General features: G+C 46.7%; 11 protein-coding genes. 2 read left to right on the forward strand and 9 right to left on the reverse strand.

Going from position 1 to position 19,348, the window contains the following annotated elements:
* Positions 1 to 191: 191 nt before the first annotated feature.
* The 5 genes from OCV77_RS00170 to OCV77_RS00190 form a co-directional block, all read right to left on the reverse strand.
* Positions 192 to 1,241 carry a sugar ABC transporter substrate-binding protein gene (locus tag OCV77_RS00170; RefSeq protein WP_262572221.1) on the reverse strand — a complete coding sequence of 350 codons (1,050 nt, stop codon included), beginning with the start codon at positions 1,239 to 1,241 and terminating at the stop codon, positions 192 to 194.
* On the reverse strand, positions 1,238 to 2,842 hold the full coding sequence (locus OCV77_RS00175; protein ID WP_262572222.1) for a helix-turn-helix domain-containing protein: 1,605 nt from the start codon (positions 2,840 to 2,842) through the stop codon (positions 1,238 to 1,240). Before OCV77_RS00175 ends, OCV77_RS00170 begins: the two co-directional genes overlap by 4 nt.
* The gene (locus OCV77_RS00180) at positions 2,820 to 4,337 is read right to left on the reverse strand and encodes a sensor histidine kinase (RefSeq protein WP_262572223.1); all 1,518 of its coding nucleotides are present in this window, start codon (positions 4,335 to 4,337) and stop codon (positions 2,820 to 2,822) included. The genes OCV77_RS00175 and OCV77_RS00180 overlap by 23 nt, the downstream gene beginning before the upstream one ends.
* Positions 4,321 to 5,373, reverse strand: coding sequence for a substrate-binding domain-containing protein (locus OCV77_RS00185; RefSeq protein ID WP_262572224.1), 1,053 nt, complete (start codon positions 5,371 to 5,373; stop codon positions 4,321 to 4,323). Before OCV77_RS00185 ends, OCV77_RS00180 begins: the two co-directional genes overlap by 17 nt.
* A gap of 264 nt (positions 5,374 to 5,637) precedes the next feature.
* Positions 5,638 to 6,435 carry a polysaccharide deacetylase family protein gene (locus OCV77_RS00190; protein ID WP_262572225.1) on the reverse strand — a complete coding sequence of 266 codons (798 nt, stop codon included), beginning with the start codon at positions 6,433 to 6,435 and terminating at the stop codon, positions 5,638 to 5,640.
* Positions 6,436 to 6,845: 410 nt separating this feature from the next.
* Between OCV77_RS00190 and OCV77_RS00195 the strand changes: the two genes are divergently transcribed.
* On the forward strand, positions 6,846 to 8,708 hold the full coding sequence (locus OCV77_RS00195; RefSeq protein WP_262572226.1) for a glycoside hydrolase family 2 protein: 1,863 nt from the start codon (positions 6,846 to 6,848) through the stop codon (positions 8,706 to 8,708).
* A 150-nt stretch (positions 8,709 to 8,858) separates the two neighbouring features.
* Positions 8,859 to 9,566, forward strand: coding sequence for a LytR/AlgR family response regulator transcription factor (locus tag OCV77_RS00200; RefSeq protein ID WP_262572227.1), 708 nt, complete (start codon positions 8,859 to 8,861; stop codon positions 9,564 to 9,566).
* 115 nt (positions 9,567 to 9,681) lie between these two features.
* On the opposite strand, the gene OCV77_RS00205 is transcribed toward OCV77_RS00200, so the two are convergent.
* The 4 genes from OCV77_RS00205 to OCV77_RS00220 all read right to left on the reverse strand — a co-directional run bounded on the left by OCV77_RS00205 (position 9,682) and on the right by OCV77_RS00220 (position 19,114).
* Positions 9,682 to 10,383, reverse strand: a complete 702-nt coding sequence (locus tag OCV77_RS00205; RefSeq protein WP_262572228.1) for a hypothetical protein — start codon at positions 10,381 to 10,383, stop codon at positions 9,682 to 9,684.
* 155 nt (positions 10,384 to 10,538) lie between these two features.
* Complete coding sequence (locus OCV77_RS00210; protein ID WP_262572230.1) at positions 10,539 to 12,716, reverse strand: clostripain-related cysteine peptidase; 2,178 nt, start codon at positions 12,714 to 12,716, stop codon at positions 10,539 to 10,541.
* A gap of 222 nt (positions 12,717 to 12,938) precedes the next feature.
* Positions 12,939 to 13,538 (reverse strand): 50S ribosomal protein L25, encoded by a 600-nt coding sequence (locus OCV77_RS00215; RefSeq protein WP_118798361.1) that lies wholly within the window; start codon positions 13,536 to 13,538, stop codon positions 12,939 to 12,941.
* Positions 13,539 to 13,690: 152 nt separating this feature from the next.
* Positions 13,691 to 19,114: a hypothetical protein gene (locus OCV77_RS00220; protein WP_262572233.1), complete on the reverse strand. Its 5,424-nt coding sequence runs from the start codon at positions 19,112 to 19,114 to the stop codon at positions 13,691 to 13,693.
* Positions 19,115 to 19,348 lie beyond the last annotated feature (234 nt).

Genomic DNA, 19,348 nt, shown 5'->3' on the forward strand with positions numbered 1-19,348 from the left:
TATTACTTTGTAGATTTTGTTTACAGTAGGATCATACCATAGAGGAAGCAGGACAAAATTATGACTTTCTGTATTTTTTTGATTCCCTCATGGTGTCAAAAAGGACTGTGCTAGCATTTTTTTGTGCTCGTCACAGTCCTTTTCCAAATTTAATCCTGTTCTGTTTTTATCGTCGCAGCATATCATCCCTCTTATTCCGGCATTTTCCCCGGTACATTTAAATAAACATCCTCCTTCAGATGAAAGCCGCTCCCTATGATCACCTCATTCATATTGTCCTCATTCACACTGATCGGCTCCAGTCCGATATAGGGGATCTCATAGGTTCCGTCATTCATTGACACGGTTCCCTCCAGTTCTTCTCCTTTTGCCAGCTTCACTGCACATTCTGCAGCCTTCTGGGCAAGCTTTTCTACCGGCTTGTATACTGTCATGACCTGGGTTCCCTCCACTATACGCTGACAGGCCTCCAGATCCGCATCCTGTCCTACCACAAGAATGTCTCCTGCCATCCGTTTTTCCTTAAGATTATGTACTACCTTGCTTGCCAGGTCATCATTACCGCACATAATGGCATCTGTTTCCGTCACAAGCTCCATATGATCATCCAGGTATGCTGATGCCAGCTCTGCCTTCCACCCTTCTGCGTGCATGGAGTCCAGAATCGTCACATTGTGTGCCCCCATGACCTTCCGGAAGCCATCTTCTACAAGGGGTACATTACTATCCGTTGCTGATCCGCCAAGCATCAGCACCTTGCCGCCATCGATTCCCTTTTCCACAAGAGCTTCTCCCATCATGTTACCGACCATTTCATTATCAAAGGAAATATACAGATCCACATCTGCATTCCGGATCAGTCTGTCATAGGCGATCACCTTGATACCGGCATCCTTCGCCTTCTTTACGCAGTCGCTCTGCGTATTGGAATCAATACAGATAATCGCGATCACATCCATTCCCTTATCAATAAAGTAATCGATCTGTTTTCTCTGCTGTTCAATATCTCCATTGGCATTCTGGACATTTACCTCCGCTCCAAGCTCCTTGGCCATAGATACGAAAATATCCCTGTCTCTCTGCCATCTTTCAATCACGAAGGAATCAAAGCACAGTCCTATCTGGATCTTGTCCTCCTTATCCTTTTCTCCCTCCGTCATTTCCTTTTCCATACTGCCACAGCCTGCCATAGTGATCAGCAGTATGAGCATCAAAAGAAAGCTGCCGATATGCTTTTTCATCCTACGGTATCCCCCTTATTTTCCTTATATTCTGTTGGCGTTACCCCTATATTTTTCTTAAAAGTCCTGCTGAAATAATTAGGATCAGCATAGCCCACCATAGAACAGATCTCCTTCATGGAGCTATCTGTCGTGAGTAAAAGCTCCTTAGCCTTATCCATCCTCAGATTAGTCAGATATTCAATAAAATTCTGCTCTGTACTGTCCTTAAAAAGCTTGCTGAAATAATAAGGACTGATATTTACCTCCCTTGATACCTCATCAAGGGAAATATCCCTGTTGTAGTTCTCCCTGATATAACGCATGGCCTCTTCGATCACACTTCCGGATTTCTCTGACCGTTTACTCTGGATATTTCTGCAGGCCTCTGCTATCTTATCCGTAAACCAGAGCCGCAGTCTCTCCGGATCCTCTATGCTCATGATTCCCGGCAGATAATCACTTCTGATATTCAGCTGATAGATCATACCTCCCTTTTCATAGGCAATGTGTTCTGACCACAATACAAATTCCAGTACCTTAAGCCGGATATCCATAAGCCCTGACCCACTTTCCATCATCCAGTCAAAGAAGCTCTTGGCAGAAGCTGTGGCATTATTTATTTCACCATTCTCAATTTCTTCAAATAATCTCTTCTCCAGCTTAATAGGATAATCCCCAGCATACTCACAGCGTATGGGGAGATCATCCACATGGGCAACGCTCCCTGTTGATTCCACCAGCACCCGTAGTGCCTGCGTATAGGAATCTGCCATATCCCGCATTTCACCTACACTTCCAAACCCGATCCTGAAGCTGATATCTGTCCGTTTTCTCAGATACCGCACTGCTTCCCTTGCCTTTTCGATCAGCTCGATACGCTCATTATAATCCATGGCTTCCTTTTCATAGGGCACCAGGACTGCCAGCTTATTGGCCATTACCGATCCTACATAGCAGTTAAAGTATTCCTTCAGGATCGTGCGTACCTCCTGATAATGATTCTGCATCCTGACACTGCTTCCTACCGCATTGGTCATATGATTCCCCTGCTGCTCATCCCCGCATACAACTGCCACCATGTAGGCATATCCGCTGTCTATCCCAAGCAGCGTCTTATAATTCTCTATATCCTCTTCAAAATGCTCCTGCAGAAGGATATTGGATATCAGCCCGCTCTCAATAATAGGAACTACCGTTTCCAGCTTTTCCTTGACCAGCAGCTCCCTTTTCCGCTTTTCCTTTTCCCTGTCAATGATCTCCATAGCTTTTTTCAGGACAGCCAGGATCCGCTTTCTCTCCATGGGCTTCGTAATATATTCAAGAACCCCAAGTGAAATGGCCTCCTGTGCATAGTCGAACTTATCGTAGGCCGACATCACGATAAACACTGTACTGCTGTTTGACTTCTTGATTTCCCTTATTGCGTCAATTCCATTGATACCAGGCATCTGGATATCCATGACCGCAATATCCGGCCGGAAGCTTTCCGCCAGCTCAATTACACTTCTTCCTGTTTTGGCATACTGGATCTCACAGAGATCCCCAAATTCTTTTTCAATGATAAATTTCAGTGAATCGATCACAATCCCTTCATCATCAGCCAGCATGATCCTGTACATGATAAGGCTCCCCCTCTTCCTTTTTCTTCAGGTATATAACAAACTCCGTTCCCTGATTTTCTCCGTCACTGTATATACTCATCACATCATCCATTTCTGAATATAGCTTAAGTCTTGCGATAACGTTATCCATACCGATCCCATTGGAACCTCCCACATGTTTTTCCTCCCGGTAAGTACCATTCAGAATCTTCTCTATCTTTTCCGGACTGATCCCCTTTCCATTATCCCGCACACTAATACAGACAACATCCTCTTCCTGATAAACCTTCAGCCAGATCTTCCCTTTGCCTTCCATCTCCCGTATTCCATGGTTGACGCAGTTTTCTACGACAGGCTGCAGGATCATTCCCGGCATCTGTATGGAAAGCAGGCTTTCCTCTATCTTCTTTTCATAATGGATTTCTCCCGAAAATCTAACGTTCAATATATAAATATAGTTGTCTACAAGTTCAATTTCCTCTCTTACAGTAACCGTTTCATTTCCCTTTTTTACATTATATCTGAAAAACTCTGCTACATTCTGGACATAATCGTAGGTGCGGTCTGCTCCTTCCATCATGGCAAGCTGGGCACCCGCATTCAGGGTATTGAACAGAAAATGCGGATTGATCTGTGCCTGCAGATATTTCAGCTGCGCATCCTTCAGATGTGCTTCCATCATCAGCTCCTTTTCCTTCAGTGACTGCTGGATCTCCATACTCTGCCTCAGTCTCTCAATATACTGTCTGATGCTGACCACCATCTGGTTAAAGGCCTTGGTCACGATACCGATCTCGTCTTCAGCCGCAACCGGTATCAGTTCCACGTCAAAATTTCCCCTGGCAACCTCGTCGGCCGATGTTGCCAAGCCTTTAAGCGGCCTGATCATGCCACCGGTAAACCGGATGATCAATACCACATTTCCCACGATCACAACAGTCAGCACCAGGATGCTGATCGTTTCAAAACGTCTGAACGCGTCAGACAGCCTGCTGTAATTCTCTGAGTTATTCCGAAACCGCTCATTGTTCAGACTGTTGATATAGGTATCAATATAGCCATACATCTGCGTGGCATTCTCATAACGCACCCTGTACTTCTCCACATTCCGTCCACGTTTAGCCTCGATCGTCTGCCCTACCACATCCAGATATTCCTGGGACATATACCGGATACTCCGTTCCATCCTCAGAAAAGCAGTACCAGCGATCTCATCATTCAGCTCTTCCACCATTTCAGTATAGGTCTGTTCATTCCGGTAAAACTCCTCCAGGGAATCACTGGTCTTGGCATTCAGATAATCGGTCATACTATCCTGCACTGACGTCAGTGCATCCGATAGCTCGTTCAGGTGCATATTGTCTTCATAAACCATATCTATTTCCCGGGACATACTGTTGATTCCAGTAAATAAAAGCAGGGTAACCAAAAATACCAGCATATTGGCCAGAATAAAAACACAGCTCATCTTCTCCTGAAGTGACAGCTTTTTCGGATTAATTTTCATCTTCATCACCGCCCTCCAGATACTGTTCCACATTACTTTTATCGATCAAAGTGACATCTGCCGTAAAATACTGACTGGTGTTTCCCAGCAAATAATATTCAGTCAGTGCATCTACACAAAATCCACCCATCTGCTCCGTATCTATGGAAATCGTTGCATTGACAACATTCCTGTCAATGGCATTGATAATAGTATCCGAATCATAATACCCCAAAATAGAAATCTGTCCAACCCGATTATAATCTACCACCGCCTGATAAACACAGGTAGTATTCAGCTCATTCAGACAGATGATGATATCCGGCAGCCTCTCTTCCATAAAAATATCCCGGATAGACTCCTCTACAGAAAAGGTATTGGTATCATCTACTGTGATATAGGAAACTGAGAACTTTGTTTCTCCCGTCTTTTCCTGTTCTATGGCATCCTGGATGCCAGAATAGATAATATTTTGTCCAGAATTCATCGTATAGGCATTTGTAAGGACAGCTACCTGTATTTCTCCCTTTTCTTCGGATTTCTCCTTCTTCTGTTCCTCTGCAATCTTCAGCACCTGTCTGCCATATTCCCTGCCAAGATTATAGCTTCCTACACCAACAAAGCTGCACCGTTTACTGTGGGTATTGTCACCATACAGCGTTACAACAGGAATATCCCTGTCTACAGCTTCATCGATCAGCTCTGTCAGCTCCCCACTTTCATCCGATTCCACAAAAATACCATCCACGCCTGAAGAAATCGCGATCCGCATCAGATCCTCTCTGGAATAATCCTCTGACAGATTTTCTCCAAGAAGATCTACATAGGCATTTTCTTCCAGTCCCCTCTGATAAGCACCCTGATAAACAGACTGCCAGAAAGAGGATTTCCTGTCCTTGGTGATCATCACGTAATACTTATCATAGCTGTCTGCATCTGCCACCTCACGAAAACCCTTGATATATGATAAAAACAAAAACATACATATACAAACTGCTATCACACATAAAAGAATCAGTATCCCACTGATCCAGACAGTCCGTTTTACATTTTTCTCCTTCATTCCCCGTTCCTCATTTATCTTCTATTCCCTGTAAATATATTCTCATATTGGCATTTTAACTTCATTGTTCCAGCAGCACAATCAGTTCGTTTTTATAATTATAACAGATTATCTGGTTTTCTGTTAGTTCTTCTTCAGGGGATTGCTATGCCATCGGAAGTAATAATTCACAAAAATATCCCATCACTTGCCAGTCTAAAGACCAGTCACCTGTAACCATAATAAATAAAGCAGGAATTTATTGCCGGGCTGATCCCCTCTCCCCTAATTTTTGATCTGTCTCCCCTCATGGTTCATATGATACTGATCCCGGTAGATCAGTTCTGACAATGGCACAAAGGTATACCCCTTTTCCTGCAGCATCGTGATCAGGGTATCCAGTGCATCCGCTGTATACTTTGCTCCATTATGGCAGAGAATAATTGATCCATTCCCCAGATGCTTATGCTCTGTTACCGTCTTCAGGATCGAATCCACGCCATAATCCTTCCAGTCAAGGGAATCCACATCCCATTGTATCGTATAATATCCACATTCCTTAGCCGTTTTCACCACGGCATTATCATAGTCCCCGTAGGGTGGCCGGAACAGGAACATTTCATAACCGGTCAGTGTCCGTACCTTCTCATGGACTGTCATCAGCTCCTGTTTCTTTTCCTCATCTGAAAGCTGGCTCATGTTCTTATGATTTTCACTGTGGTTTCCAAGATCATGCCCGTCAGCCAGAATCGCCTTCACATCGTCCGGATAGCTTTCCACCCATCCCCCTGTCATGAAAAACGTCACGTGTACCTGATGCTTTTTTAAAATTTCCAGTATTCTGGCTGTATCCTCATTTCCCCAGGCAGCATCAAAGGTCAGGGCAATCTCAGGCTCCTTCGTTTCCACACAGTAAATGGGAAGCTCCCTCCCATCCACCGTACTGCTTGTGAAAAAGCTCTGTCTGGCATTTATCACAATCCCTCTCACTGTGGCAAGCACTGTCAGTACAAGAACCCCATACTTTGCCATCAGGATCAGCTTCCTCTTTTTCTTCTCCAGTTTTTTCTGATAATCCGTCATACCAAATCCCCATTATCCCTGCTACTCCTGTTATTCCAGTGTATGTCAGCATGGCTTTGTCCTATCACCGGACATTTCTGTAAAGCTTCTGTTAAGGAACGCCACATTTTCTTGTAACCGCTGCCCTGACCTGTTATGGTAAGACCATGAGCAGGAGGTTTTATTATGAATATTGATGCATATTCCATTATTGCAATTATCATTATGGCTGTTGGTATGATCTGGGCCTTTTATGAAGAAAATATCCGGAAATAAGAGTTCGTTTGTCTATCCCTTTCTCAAAAATCTTCCGTGGCAGCGGAAGATTTTTTTTGTTTCTTTTATCTATTTGTCATATACTGTAAGTAGACCATTTTAATCAGCAGATGCCTGCCAGCCTTCAGGGTGCTGTGCAGGGAAAGGATGATTTTATGAATATTTCCGATGCAATCCGCAGTATCATCAAGCCTCACACCGATGATGTTCTTGCGCCGCTTTCCACAGTATTTTCTGAAACCATGGACAGAGAAAAGCCCTGGCAGGAATATCCCCGTCCCCAGCTTGTCCGTGATTCCTATTTCAGCCTGAACGGTCTCTGGGACTATGCTATTACCGGTAACAGGATGCTGCCCACCTCCTTTGACGGGCAGATCCTTGTTCCCTTTTCCCCGGAATGCTCCCTCTCCGGAGTCAGACGGAATCTGCAGCCCGGTGAATATCTCTACTATCACAGGCTTCTCCCGGAGGACTTCTGCCACCTTCCTTCCGGATACAGGCTTCTCCTCCATTTTGGTGCTGTTGACTACGAAGCTGATATTGTGCTGAACCACAAGCAGGTGCTCCATCATACCGGCGGATATCTCCCCTTTACTGCAGATATCACAGACTTTCTGCTTGATGGGGAAAATCATCTGTCCGTCCGCGTGCGGGATGATACGAACAGGACACAGCAGTCCCGTGGAAAACAGAGTCTTGAAAGGGGCGGCATCTTCTACACAGCCCAGAGCGGTATCTGGCAAAGCGTATGGCTGGAGCAGGTTCCAGGCAGCTATATTCAAGAGCTGTACTTTCTGCCCTCCTATGACAATAAGACCGTTACTGTAACTGCTGTGATTGCCGGTTCAGCTCCTTCGCAGGCACCATTTATCAGGGTCACTGCCGGTAACAGGGAGCTGCTGTCCACAGAATTATCCAGACAGAAGGCTGCCCTGTCCACATATACTGCCGTCTTCTCCATTTCTGAGGAAGACTTTCATCCCTGGACACCAGAGGATCCCTTCCTCTATGATGCCCGGCTTTCCTGCGGCAGGGATCAGGTTTCCAGCTATTTCGCCATGCGTCTTTATTCCATTGAATCAAAAGCGCCTGGAGATATCCCTGTTTTCTGCCTGAATCATACACCCTGCTTCCTGATGGGCGCCCTGGATCAGGGCTACTGGCCGGAGGGTCTGTATACAGCTCCCTCCGATGAAGCACTGATCTATGATATCAAAGTAATGAAGTCTCTGGGATACAACATGCTGCGTAAGCATATCAAGGTAGAAATGGCACGCTGGTATTACCACTGTGACCGTCTTGGCATGATCGTCTGTCAGGATATGGTTAATGGGGGCGGCTCTTATTCCATGCCCCTTGTAAGCTACCTTCCTACCGTTTCCCAGACCCTGTGCAATCAGATCCGTGATCACAATTATTCTCTGTTTTCCCGGAAGGATGAGACACACCGGAACCGTTTCGAGCAGGAATGCAGGGACACTGCCTCTTACCTGAAATTTTTTCCTTCCATTGCTATTTACTGCCCTTTTAACGAAGGCTGGGGACAATTTGATGCCATCCGCATCACAGACATGATAAGGCAGCTGGATCCCACGAGGCTGATCGACTCTGCCAGTGGCTGGTTTGATCAGGGATGTGGGGATTTTGTCAGTGTCCATAATTATTTCCGGAAGCTTTCCGTTCCTGTGGAACGCTTTTCCTGGAAACGTCTGAAGAACCATTCCTGCCCGGACGGTAGAGCCAGATTCCTGTCCGAATACGGTGGTCTTGCCTGCCAGATCAAAGGGCACACCAGTGTTGACCGGATCTTTGGCTATAAACACTATGACACTCTGCCACAATTTCAGGAGGCTTACAGCAGGCTCATACAGGATTCTCTCCTTCCCCTGAAGAAAAAAGGACTTTCCGGCGCAGTATATACACAGGTATCGGACGTAGAAGAAGAGGTCAACGGTCTTATGACCTATGACAGAAAGGTGATCAAGGTTCCCTTTCCGGTGCCAAAAAGAAGTGCATGAAGCCTGCTCAGAATACTGCTGATATCATTCTTGCCATGAATTTGTAAAAACATATATAATTATTCATATTTTTTTATGCTATAATAATAGGGTTAACCATTTTAAGTTACCCTGTTATTTTCTTAATTATATACTTACAAGGAAAAATTTATGATTATTTATATTTGCGATGATTCCCAGGCTGATCTGATGCGGCTTTCCCATTATCTGTCCAAGGTGATCTCTCACCTTAATACAGAAGTAACCATCCAGTCTTTTACTTCCGGCCAGGATCTGATTAAGGCCTTTATGTGTGCCGCAGAAAAACCTGTACTGCTCTTTCTGGATATTTATATGCCAGACAGTGATGGCATGCAGACTGCCGTCACGCTCCGTGAAAATGGTTTTACCGGCGGCATTATTTTTACCACCAGCTCCACCAGCCACGCCATGGACAGCTATAACGTAGACGCCCTGTATTATTTACAGAAGCCCTATGACAGCACAGACTTTCTGAATGCCATGAAGCGCTGCTCCAGTATTCTGAAGGATGCTTCCAAAACCTATACCTTTCTGTCCAAGGGCAGTGAAGTGCAGATTCCCCTGAAGGATATTCTTTTTTTTGAAACAGGCAGGCATGTGACCCTTCTGCATACTTCCTCCGAGGTGCTTTCGTTCACCAGAGTACTTTCGGAGGTCTGTACGGATTTTGCAGATAATCCTGATTTTATCAGAGTCGGTCACAGCTATCTGATCAACCGGCTTTATATTTCATCCTTTACAGAATCTGAGATCACCATGACCGATTCCACGGTGATCCTGATCCCGTCAAGGCTGCGCAAGGCAATCTGCCAGAATCTCCGGGAGCCCCTGGGCTGACCTGCAGCCTGCTTATATTTTTTCAAAAAAAGAGAGAGCCACCTCACTGGCAGTTCTCTCCTTTTCTGATATAGATCACTTTGTTTTCACCGAAAGCTGACAGCTTCCTGAATTTTTACATAGCATCTACAACGGCATCCAGTACATCAAGTAATGTAAGCATGGTGTCGTTTAATGTCTCAGCATCCAGCTCTGTAATCGTATCCTGGGAAATCTCTCCCATCTCATTGATTATGTCTGCGGTCTGGGCAAGTGCATTCTCGATCTCGTCATTCTGCTCGATCTCATCGGACATATAAGCATCATAAACCGTATTGTAAACATCAGTCAGTGTTGCGTAGTTGTCCTGAAGTGCTGCAAAGGTTTCATCAGAGCATGCCTCATCAGCTGTGCTCTCTCCATCTCCGTTTACTTCCATGGCATCAACGATACCTGAAAGTCCATCAAGGATGTCCATCATTGCACCATTTAAGGTTTCAGCATCTGCCTCTGTAATAGTATCCTGGGAAATCTCTCCCATTTCATTGATCACATCTGCAGCCTGGTTCATCAGATCTTCGATCTCAGCATCACCAGCGATCTCATCGCTTTCATACAGATCCTTCACCTGATTGTAAGCATCAACCATGACAGCATAATTATCCTGAAGTGTTGCAAAAGTCTCATCAGAGCATGCCTCATCGGATGCTGCGTCCTCTGTTGTTTCTACGTCTGCGGTTTCAGTGGTTTCTGCGGTTTCTGCAGAACCTCCACATGCTGTAAGCATGGACATTGCCATTACCCCTGCTAATACTACTGCTAAAATTTTCTTTTTCATTTTTTTCTCCTTTATATATGTTTATCTTTCACACAGATGTGATTATATGAAATTCCAAGCGATTTTACAATCCTTGACTGCCAATTTGTAGCGCAAACTGCCAAATTGTAAATAATCGGTTTTATTTTTGTGAAAATTCGTTTTATATACTGTGATCACATATCTTCCATATCATCCGGATAGAACCATATATTCCCTTCCTCATCTATTTCCTGCGTGATATAAGGTGTATAGTACACATTTCCATAAATATCATGAAGCTCAAAGCTGTAAAAATAATACCCTGCCGGCAGATAATCATACGTCAGCTCTACCTCCCCGTCTACTGTACAGGCATCTCCAAGATACCACTCTTCTGTATCATCATCCAGAGACGTCCAGTAATAAACCGGCTCGAACACATCGCCATCCTCCAGTTCGTAAACCTCACGTGAGGCTGCCCCGGTTTCCGGATCGATACCGTCCCATATCCCGATCACCGACCACTCTCCATACTCCCAGTCATATTCTATCCTGAGTGCTGTGTCGTATTCCCCGTTCAGCATGATCTCACAGGCATAAATGCTGCAGGTATCCGTACTCTCTGCCAGCTCAAGCGGCAGCATAACTCCATCTGCTGTCAGCCAGAGTCCATCGAAATCATCCCTGATCAGATTGTTTTCGTAATCATAATAAATTTCTTCTGTAGACCCCACATAAAAGATCCCATCCTCTCCATCATTCACAAAAACACTGCAGCAGGCATAGGCCAGCTCATCCATATCCTCAAATTCCACAACATAATTTCCATTGCAGTCAAAATAGATATCTGCGATCCCCAGTTCACTTTCGTCCACAGAAGCAAATTCCCCTATATTTGTCGTAGGATTGGAAATACCGGCTGCCGAAATTCCAAACAGCTCTGCCAGATCTGCAATATCCTGTAAAAGGGAGCTGTTGTCATAATCCTGTGCACTTCCCGTTCCGGCACCGTAAGCCACCTTATCCACCAGTGCATAATAATAATTGCACGGACACAGCTGCGCAAATGTCTGCAGCTCCTCCGATCCCTGGACAGAGATCGGATAATAAACAGAAAGTCCTCCGGCCTGCTTATGCAGCCGCCCGTTCACATTATAGACCACACACTCTTCCAGCTTTTCCCTTGCTCTTTCTATTTCCTCTCCATAATCAGACAAATTATCCAGCATCATACCAAGATCAACCATATTGGTATAACCCTCTGCCCTCGTATTTCCTCCAAAATTATCTGCCCCAAGGATCTTTCTTGCCGCATCTCCCAGGTCATCCTGTTCATATACCACCTGAAAAGCCTGATTACATGCCTGCACCAGATCATCGATCCCAGACAGCTCCGTTACAGAAAAGGTTGCCATTTGCTGTGCATCTGCCTCCCGGCAGTGGACATAATAATCCTCACAGATCTGCTTTCCCAGTGCCTTTCCGTCCGCAGCCGGATTTTCAGCCAGATAATCCAGCATTCCTGTATAGTCCCATCCCGTTCCAGGCTCATACTCTTCAGACGCATAGAGATAACGTGCATACGGTACCAGCTGATTAGCCACTTCCAGCGTACTCATCAGGCAGGCGTCAAAGCCGATAAATTCAAAACGGTCTGTCATACTGTCATAGACCCAGTCAAAGGCAGCCGCCATTTCAGCAATGCTCAGACTATCATATTCATACTGTTCATCAAAGCACACACCATTAATGCTGCCGCTTCCATGATCCCACAGAATCACTCCCATCCTTTCAGCCGGGTAATGCTGCACACCCCATATCAGAAACTCTGACAGTGTCCCTGCATCTCCCATATTGGCATTCGGTCTTTCATCTACCTTTTGCAGCTCTCCGTTTTCCAGCACAAACCGTTCCAGCCTTTCATCCGAAATATCCTGGTACCAGTAACTGGAGCCTCCCGTCTGATATACTACCCGTGTCTGCTGTGACGGATATGCAGCCAGTGCTTCCTCAATATCATCACTGGCAGCTCCTCCGTCAGACTCAAGATCACTTCCGCAAAGATACACAAAGATCGTCCAGCCATCCTCTCCCATCGGAATTTCCTGCTCTCTTGATCTTCTGTCGATCACAAGCTTCCCGTTTTCCTGGGATATGACAGTTCCCCTCTCTGACAGACTGACAGTGCTCCCGCTGTCTTCTGTTCCATCTTCTCCTTCTGTTTCCTGTTCTTCCTCATAGAAGTCTTCCTCATCCTCCAGAAGCCACTCAATAAAACCACAGCCACTGAGCATTCCTGTCAAAAGGCACAGCAATGCCAAAAGCCCCGGAATACTTATTCTTCTTTTCCAAACTCCTTTGTTTACCTTCATCCCTTTTCTGTAATCCCCTTCTTTTCCTGTCATTCTGCAAAGTTCAGTATAACTCCATATTACAGACTATACATGACATACGCTGTATGATACAAGAAAAAATGCCAGATTGTATCTGAAACTGCCAGATTGCCTGCTATGACGCAAAAAGACCTGACAGCTTTCACCATCAGGTCTTCTCTCTGTTCTTTATAAAATTCCGTTTCCGGCACTCCCGGAAATCTATTTGGCAGCCTTGTCATCCTCTGCTGCTTCCTCAGCTTCTGTCTCAGGTACTACATTGTGTACTGCTGTTACAGTAACAACTGGTGTGTCTGGATCTGTCATCAGAACGATATCTTTATCTTTGGCAATATCCAGATCTCTTACCTTAACGGTATCACCGATCTTCAGGGTGCTTAAGTCAACCTTAACGCTGTCTACCAGTGCAGAAGGCAGTGCCTTGTAGGAAACCTCCTTCAGAAGCTCCTGTGCAACACCAGCTGCCAGCTTATCATGGTTCACCAGAATAACCTCTGCAACAGAATGTACCTTCTCGCCCTGTACCAGTGCCTGAAAGTCGATCTCATCTACTCTTCTCGCCAGTGCATTGTAATCGATCTCCTTGATCAGTACATCATATGCCTTGCCATCTACCTCCAGCATAATCTGGCTGCCCTTATGATCTGTAGTAAGAATACGGTTTACTTCCTGCGCGTTCATCTTAACGGGAATAGATCCTTCGATCTCACGTCCGAAAACGTTGCCTGTTACATAGCCTTCTCTTCTCAGTCTCTTTGCTTTGATCTCCATGCTTCTTTTTTCAGCTTTTAAAGTATTCATTTGTCTTTTCCTCCAAAAATCTGAATTGCTTAGCATTCCTCGTGTTAAGTATTCTTTTTCCTTGTTACAGCTGTATTATAACACGCATATTCAAAACAGATTAACCAAAATTTTTTATTTTTTTGGAAAATAATTGTATAATTTTTCCGTTTTTATCTGTCTTTGCTTCTCTTTTTTGCTATAAATACTATCACTGCACCGCCAGCTATTCCGGCGCCAAGGACGGTCAGTAAGATGATCCAGAGGATCCGGCCACCACTGCTGTCAGCAGTTTTCCCTGTTTCCGTAGTGCCGGCGGTAGTTTCCGTAGTGCCGGTGGTATCAGGAGTACTCTCCGGCTCTCCAGAGCTGACCGTACTGTCTGCTCCGGGAACCGTTTCTGTCCCGCCAATATTTCCTGTGTCAGTCATATCCCGGTCATTCTTTGCCTCTTCGATATCAAGGAAGCTTCCCGTTGTCACAGCCTGGTCTTTCAAGCCTCCCTGCCAGATTCTGGCAATGCTTTGCTCTGCATCGCCGGTACCTTCCTTCCATTGCCTGAAAGCATCGGATCCCAAACGCTCTCCTGCTCCTGGATTTTGATCATGGCTGCCGTTCTCAGTAGCAGTATCCTTTACCGTCTGCCGCGCTATCAGTGCGAGCTGTGGTGCAGATTCATTTCCTGCACTGTCCTTTGCCGTCAGATACAGGGAATCACTATTTTCACTGTCATCCAGTACACCGGTGACAGTGAAGCTGCCATCGGCTGCGGCCCGGGTGCTCTCACTGCCATCTTTGCCGTAAAGGATCTCACTTCCCGCATCCGCCATTCCTGTGATCTGATATTTCCCCGTAGTCCTGTCGGCGTAGAACATCGGATCGGAAAGTGTAAGCATGGGCGCTGTATCGTCCCTGCTTACCAGCAGGAATTTACTGGTCACATCCTCAGCTGAACTGTCTTTTATCCCGATAATTCCATCAATCCTGAGCATCAGACTGCCTTCAAAACCGGGGATCGTATATTGGCCGTTCCCATCAGACGTAATCACGTTTCCTGTGTCCATTCTCGTTACCCTAAAGTATGCGCCCTGCACATTGCTGCTCACAGACAGCGTATTTGAAGCACCGCCAATATAAGCGTGGAACACACCGTTTTCATCAGGTGTACAATCTGTTCCATTGACCTTGAGCATAAAATCAAGCGGCTGATATTCCGGCAGATATTTATCAGCAGAATATGTCTCCTCACTGTAATACTTTCCCTTTTCAACAGTTCTGTATGCTCTCACACCGACTTTATATGTTTCATTTGCAGACAGGTTTTTGGATTCCCCTGTTTCTTCTCCGCCCACGGTCAGCGCCATATTGATGGAGGTTGTTCCCTTATCAAGGTCATAACCAAATCCGGTATCGATCCAGTCGTTTCCCTTCTGCTGATAAATCCGCACAGCATAACCATCAGCATCTGTTACGGCTTCCCAGCCGGCGCTCATAACCTCGTTTCCGGCAAGCTCCAGTGTCACATTTTGAGGCTTGCCTGGCTGATTGCTGTTTCTATAAGAAATCTGCTCATCAAACTGCTGATTGGCAATGGCCGCCAGGGCAGTTTCATCCACGTCATCCCCATCAAGATCAGCCGTTTTTTCCATCATCAGGAAGGAGGTCACATAGTAGCTGCCCGTTGGCGCCAGGGCACCATCCGTTGGGATACTGACTGAAATATTATCTGGATCATCAATCTGCCGTTCGTCAATCAGGTAATCTGCACCACCCTCAGTATTGGCAAAATATGTACGCAGCACATAGGTCGTATTTTTTGCTGGATGCATCACCTGACCGGCAAGCTCCTTATTGCTGCTGTCCAGCTTCAGCTTAAGCTCCTCGAACGGTTCCACATCAATTCCCTTCTCATCCGTAAAGCTCAACCCGTTTTCTGCACTGACAGAATAAGTGCCGCCGTTTTTCAGCCTCATAAGAGCCAGATGATATACCTTGCCATCATCCTCCGATTTCTTCATATTGGCAATGATCGTCGCATTGATCTCTGCATCAGGATCAGTGGGATCTTTCCCCTCTTCTATCCAGTTGATCTTGATATCAGCACCATCATCCTTCTGAATCTTCAGGTTATCCTTGATATCTTCCTCCGTGGCAGTACCGTCAAAGGCCAGCAGGATATACGGCGTTTTTCCTTCGCCTCCATCCACCGTGATTTCTGCCTGGGTTTTACCGCCATTTCTCGGTGCGGGAGCCTTTCTGACAGGACGCTTGCTTACATCCTCTACATCTTCCTCAGACACCAGTACTTCCTCTGTCTCCGTACCGGCTGTATTTCCGCTCACTGTGGTTTCTTCCTCGCTCTCCTGCGTCTCTTCCTGTGCTTCTGTCTTTGTTTCACTGGTGTTTTCCTGCACGGCTTCTTCCTGCACCTCTGTCCCGCCGATGACTTCCTGAGCGGCTGCTTCCTGCACTTCTATCCCGCCGATGGCTTCCTGTGCGGCTGCTTCCTGCACTTCTATCCCACCGATGGCTTCCTGTGCGGCTGCTTCCTGTGCGGCTGCTTCCTGCCCTGTGCTTTCCACGACAGGTGCAGCGGAAGGAGTCTCGACAAGTGCTTCGGAAGGAGTCTCGACAGGTGCTTCGGAAGGGCTCTCGACGGGTGCTTCGGAAGAGGTCTCGACAGGTGCTCCGGAAGGGGTCTCGACAGGTGTACCGGAAGGGGTCTCGACAGGTGTACCGGAAGGGGTCTCGACAGGTGTACCAGAAGGGGTCTCTGTGGCAGTCTCCCCATTTCCTTCCGTTGTGGATTCCGGCACGGCAGTTTCCTGCACGGCTTCTTCAGTATATATCTCCAGTACATCCTCTCCGCTGTCTTCTAACAGCATTCCCTGTACGACCGGCGTCACGCCTTTGTCCTCCCAGTTCCACTCGGGCAGATAGCCGAACACCTTGACCTCAATATCCCAGCCGCCGCCCTTTCTGAAGTCGGTTTCTACAATCTGCGGCACAAGTACCCACACCCTGGCATTGGCGAGCCAGTTTCCGACATAGGCCATCGCACCGATGTAAACATCGACATTTTCAAAGGCCTGCTTCATGCCTTCCTCAACACTGACGTTCCTGATCGGAAAGGTCGTCTGACCGCCCACGATGAGATTGATGTTTGCAACGTCAACACCAAGACCGCCAATAGCGCGTATATTCTCCGGGATCTGTACTCTTCCTCCTACTGTACCATTCGCCCCGATACCGAGATAAACCCAGTCATTACTGTCATTCACACCACCAAAGGCTCCAAGCCTGATCGCACTGTCCAGCGTGATGACTTTGATCTCTGTGCTGGGCAAAGCCACCTCTAGCTCCTTCGAGCCAACAAAATACACGCCCTTGTAGCTGACATTTCCGTAACTGCGCTCCTGCCCCTCAAGCTTAAGGGAGTAGCCAAAGCTATCCACGATCGATGCATTCGTTCCTACAAGTCCGACATCGGTCGCCTTAAGAGAGATTTCACTTGGTCCAAGAACCACATTGCCGGTTCCCTCGATCAAATGCATATAGGTGCCTGTCAGGGCACCGCGCAGCTTGATCGGCGGGATAGCGAAGTAGTCACCGTTCACTGTGCTTGCCAGATTTTTAAAGCCTGCGCCTCCTCCATTTAGCTGTCCGACAGGAATCGGAGGGATCAGGACGATACCCGGGCTCGCCTTGACATAAAACCACAGGTTATCCGGCAGCAGGGATCCGTCCTTTTTGCTGCGCACCAGTGCAAGCTCCGCTTCTGTTTCAAAAAGATCCATGGCATTCAGCTTCAGGCTGAAGGCGTAAAGCTCCCTGCCCTTGAAGGTATTGACCTCACCCTCCACCTCCGCAAGCTCCAGCCCTATCAGGCTGGCAGTATTGAATTTGCCCGTAGCATGGACACCGTTGACCTTAAACTCATGCTTCTCATTTAAACCATATCCCAGCTCTGTAAGGGAAAACTCCGCACCATCAAAAATTGTCTGAAAACCGATGTCCCCGTTAAAGACAAGATTTCCTTCTGTATCAGTATCCGCCTGCTTAAGCTTCACCGAAGCATAGGGAATATCCACAAAGACGATAGCATCGTTTTTACCAGGATCGATCCCGAACCGGAATCCCTCCTTTACAAGCGTAATCTTAAGCTCGCTCTCTCCACCGCTTTTAGGCTGATAAAACTTGAAGGTCGGTGCATTGAGACTCACGCCATTCTGTACCACACGGCCATCCCTATGGATGACAAGGCTTCCTTTAGTATCCCATGTTGCTGCGACAGAAGGGGAAAGCATGGCGGCACCGCCAGTGAAGGTAAAGGCTTCACCGTTTTTGCTCTCATAGTCTCCGTTAATAAGTGCAATGGGACTGGCACCGTACTGCTTTTTCAGTGCCTCCAGTGCAGCTCCATCTGCCACAGGCTCCACCCTCACACCGCCCTTTGGGTCAGCAAAGGCAGCAAGCTGCTTCGCATAGATGGAAGAATCAACCTTGTCCGGTTCAGAAGGCACCGTTACGGCTGCTGACTTCAGCTCACGGAATCCCCAAAGGAAGTGAGCCGATCCTTCTGAAATATCCTCCCGGCTAAACCCGATCCCAACACGGCTTTCGAACTCCACACGGGTATGTATAGGCTTATCACCCGGCTCTACACTGACAAACCTTGGAAGCTCCACACGGATTGGCTTGTCCTTGCCGGAAGAGGACTGGATCTCCTTTTCATAGTAATCCGACAGCCCTGCAAAGGGATTTGCCCAGGGATATGCATCCACATAGGCCTCCGTAATGTAGACACCATCTACATCTCCCCACTGGGAATACCCCTTGGGAACAGTCTTTGTATTCAGATTTTCCACCGGAGCGGTAAATACCGAAGTTTCCGTAGTGATCTTCAGCGGCTTTCCATCCTTTTTCTCTGGTACTGTCGTACGGCTCATTTTAATGGCCGGACCGCCCGGCTTTTCCAAAACAGAGCTGTGACCCATACCGGTAAAACCGTTGATCGAATACCCACAGGTAAAAGCAAAATCGCGATTTTCCTTTGGCAGGCTGTCCTTGTCAATGAGAATATCGCTGACCGAAGACAGCACTCCCCAGGTGCCCTCTTTGGACGACCCGCTCTCCTTAAGCTGCACAAGCTCATAATAGACCGTCATCGTTGCAGTGACGCGGTTCATTGCTGTCAGCAGGGAATATTCCGCCTTGATCGCCGATGTAGATCCGTTCGGTGTCCTGTTTGTAAATTCTGCCTTTTTCAGCTCCACCACCGCAGGATCGACAATCTCTTTACCACTCTCATACATGATGAAATTGCACCACATAATCTGGCTGTTACAGAAGATATTGTCCTCACCATCAGGCTTCGCGGTCGGAACTGTCGTAAGGTATGGTGTGGAGCCCAAAAATCTGCGCAGCGCCACACGGATATAACCGTTCTGCAGGACAAGCGCCCCATCATCCAGTGTGATCTGTTCCACGGTTGCAGGGTTTGTCGGCCAGATATCTCCTGCAAATGCCAGCGTCTCTAATGGCAGGGCGCTAAACAGCAGGATCAGTGTCAATAAAAAGGATATCGCCTTCTTCATAGTATATAATTTCTCCTCCTCTCCGGATCGTTCAGGTGAATCGTTCGGAACGTACGATAAAAAACATCTTATCTATATAGGTACATGAAATCTGAAAAACTCTCACCTCAGAATCAAATTTTTTTAAATGTTTTTCCTCCCCTTTACAAAGGAAAAGAGGGTTCCTTTGAACCCTCTTTGCAAGTGCCGTAAATTCAAGACCGCTACTGCTTATCCGTCTTTTTTATTATGCTG

Origin of the sequence: Suilimivivens aceti, assembly GCF_025567405.1 — a bacterium.
Lineage (GTDB): Bacteria > Bacillota > Clostridia > Lachnospirales > Lachnospiraceae > Suilimivivens > Suilimivivens aceti.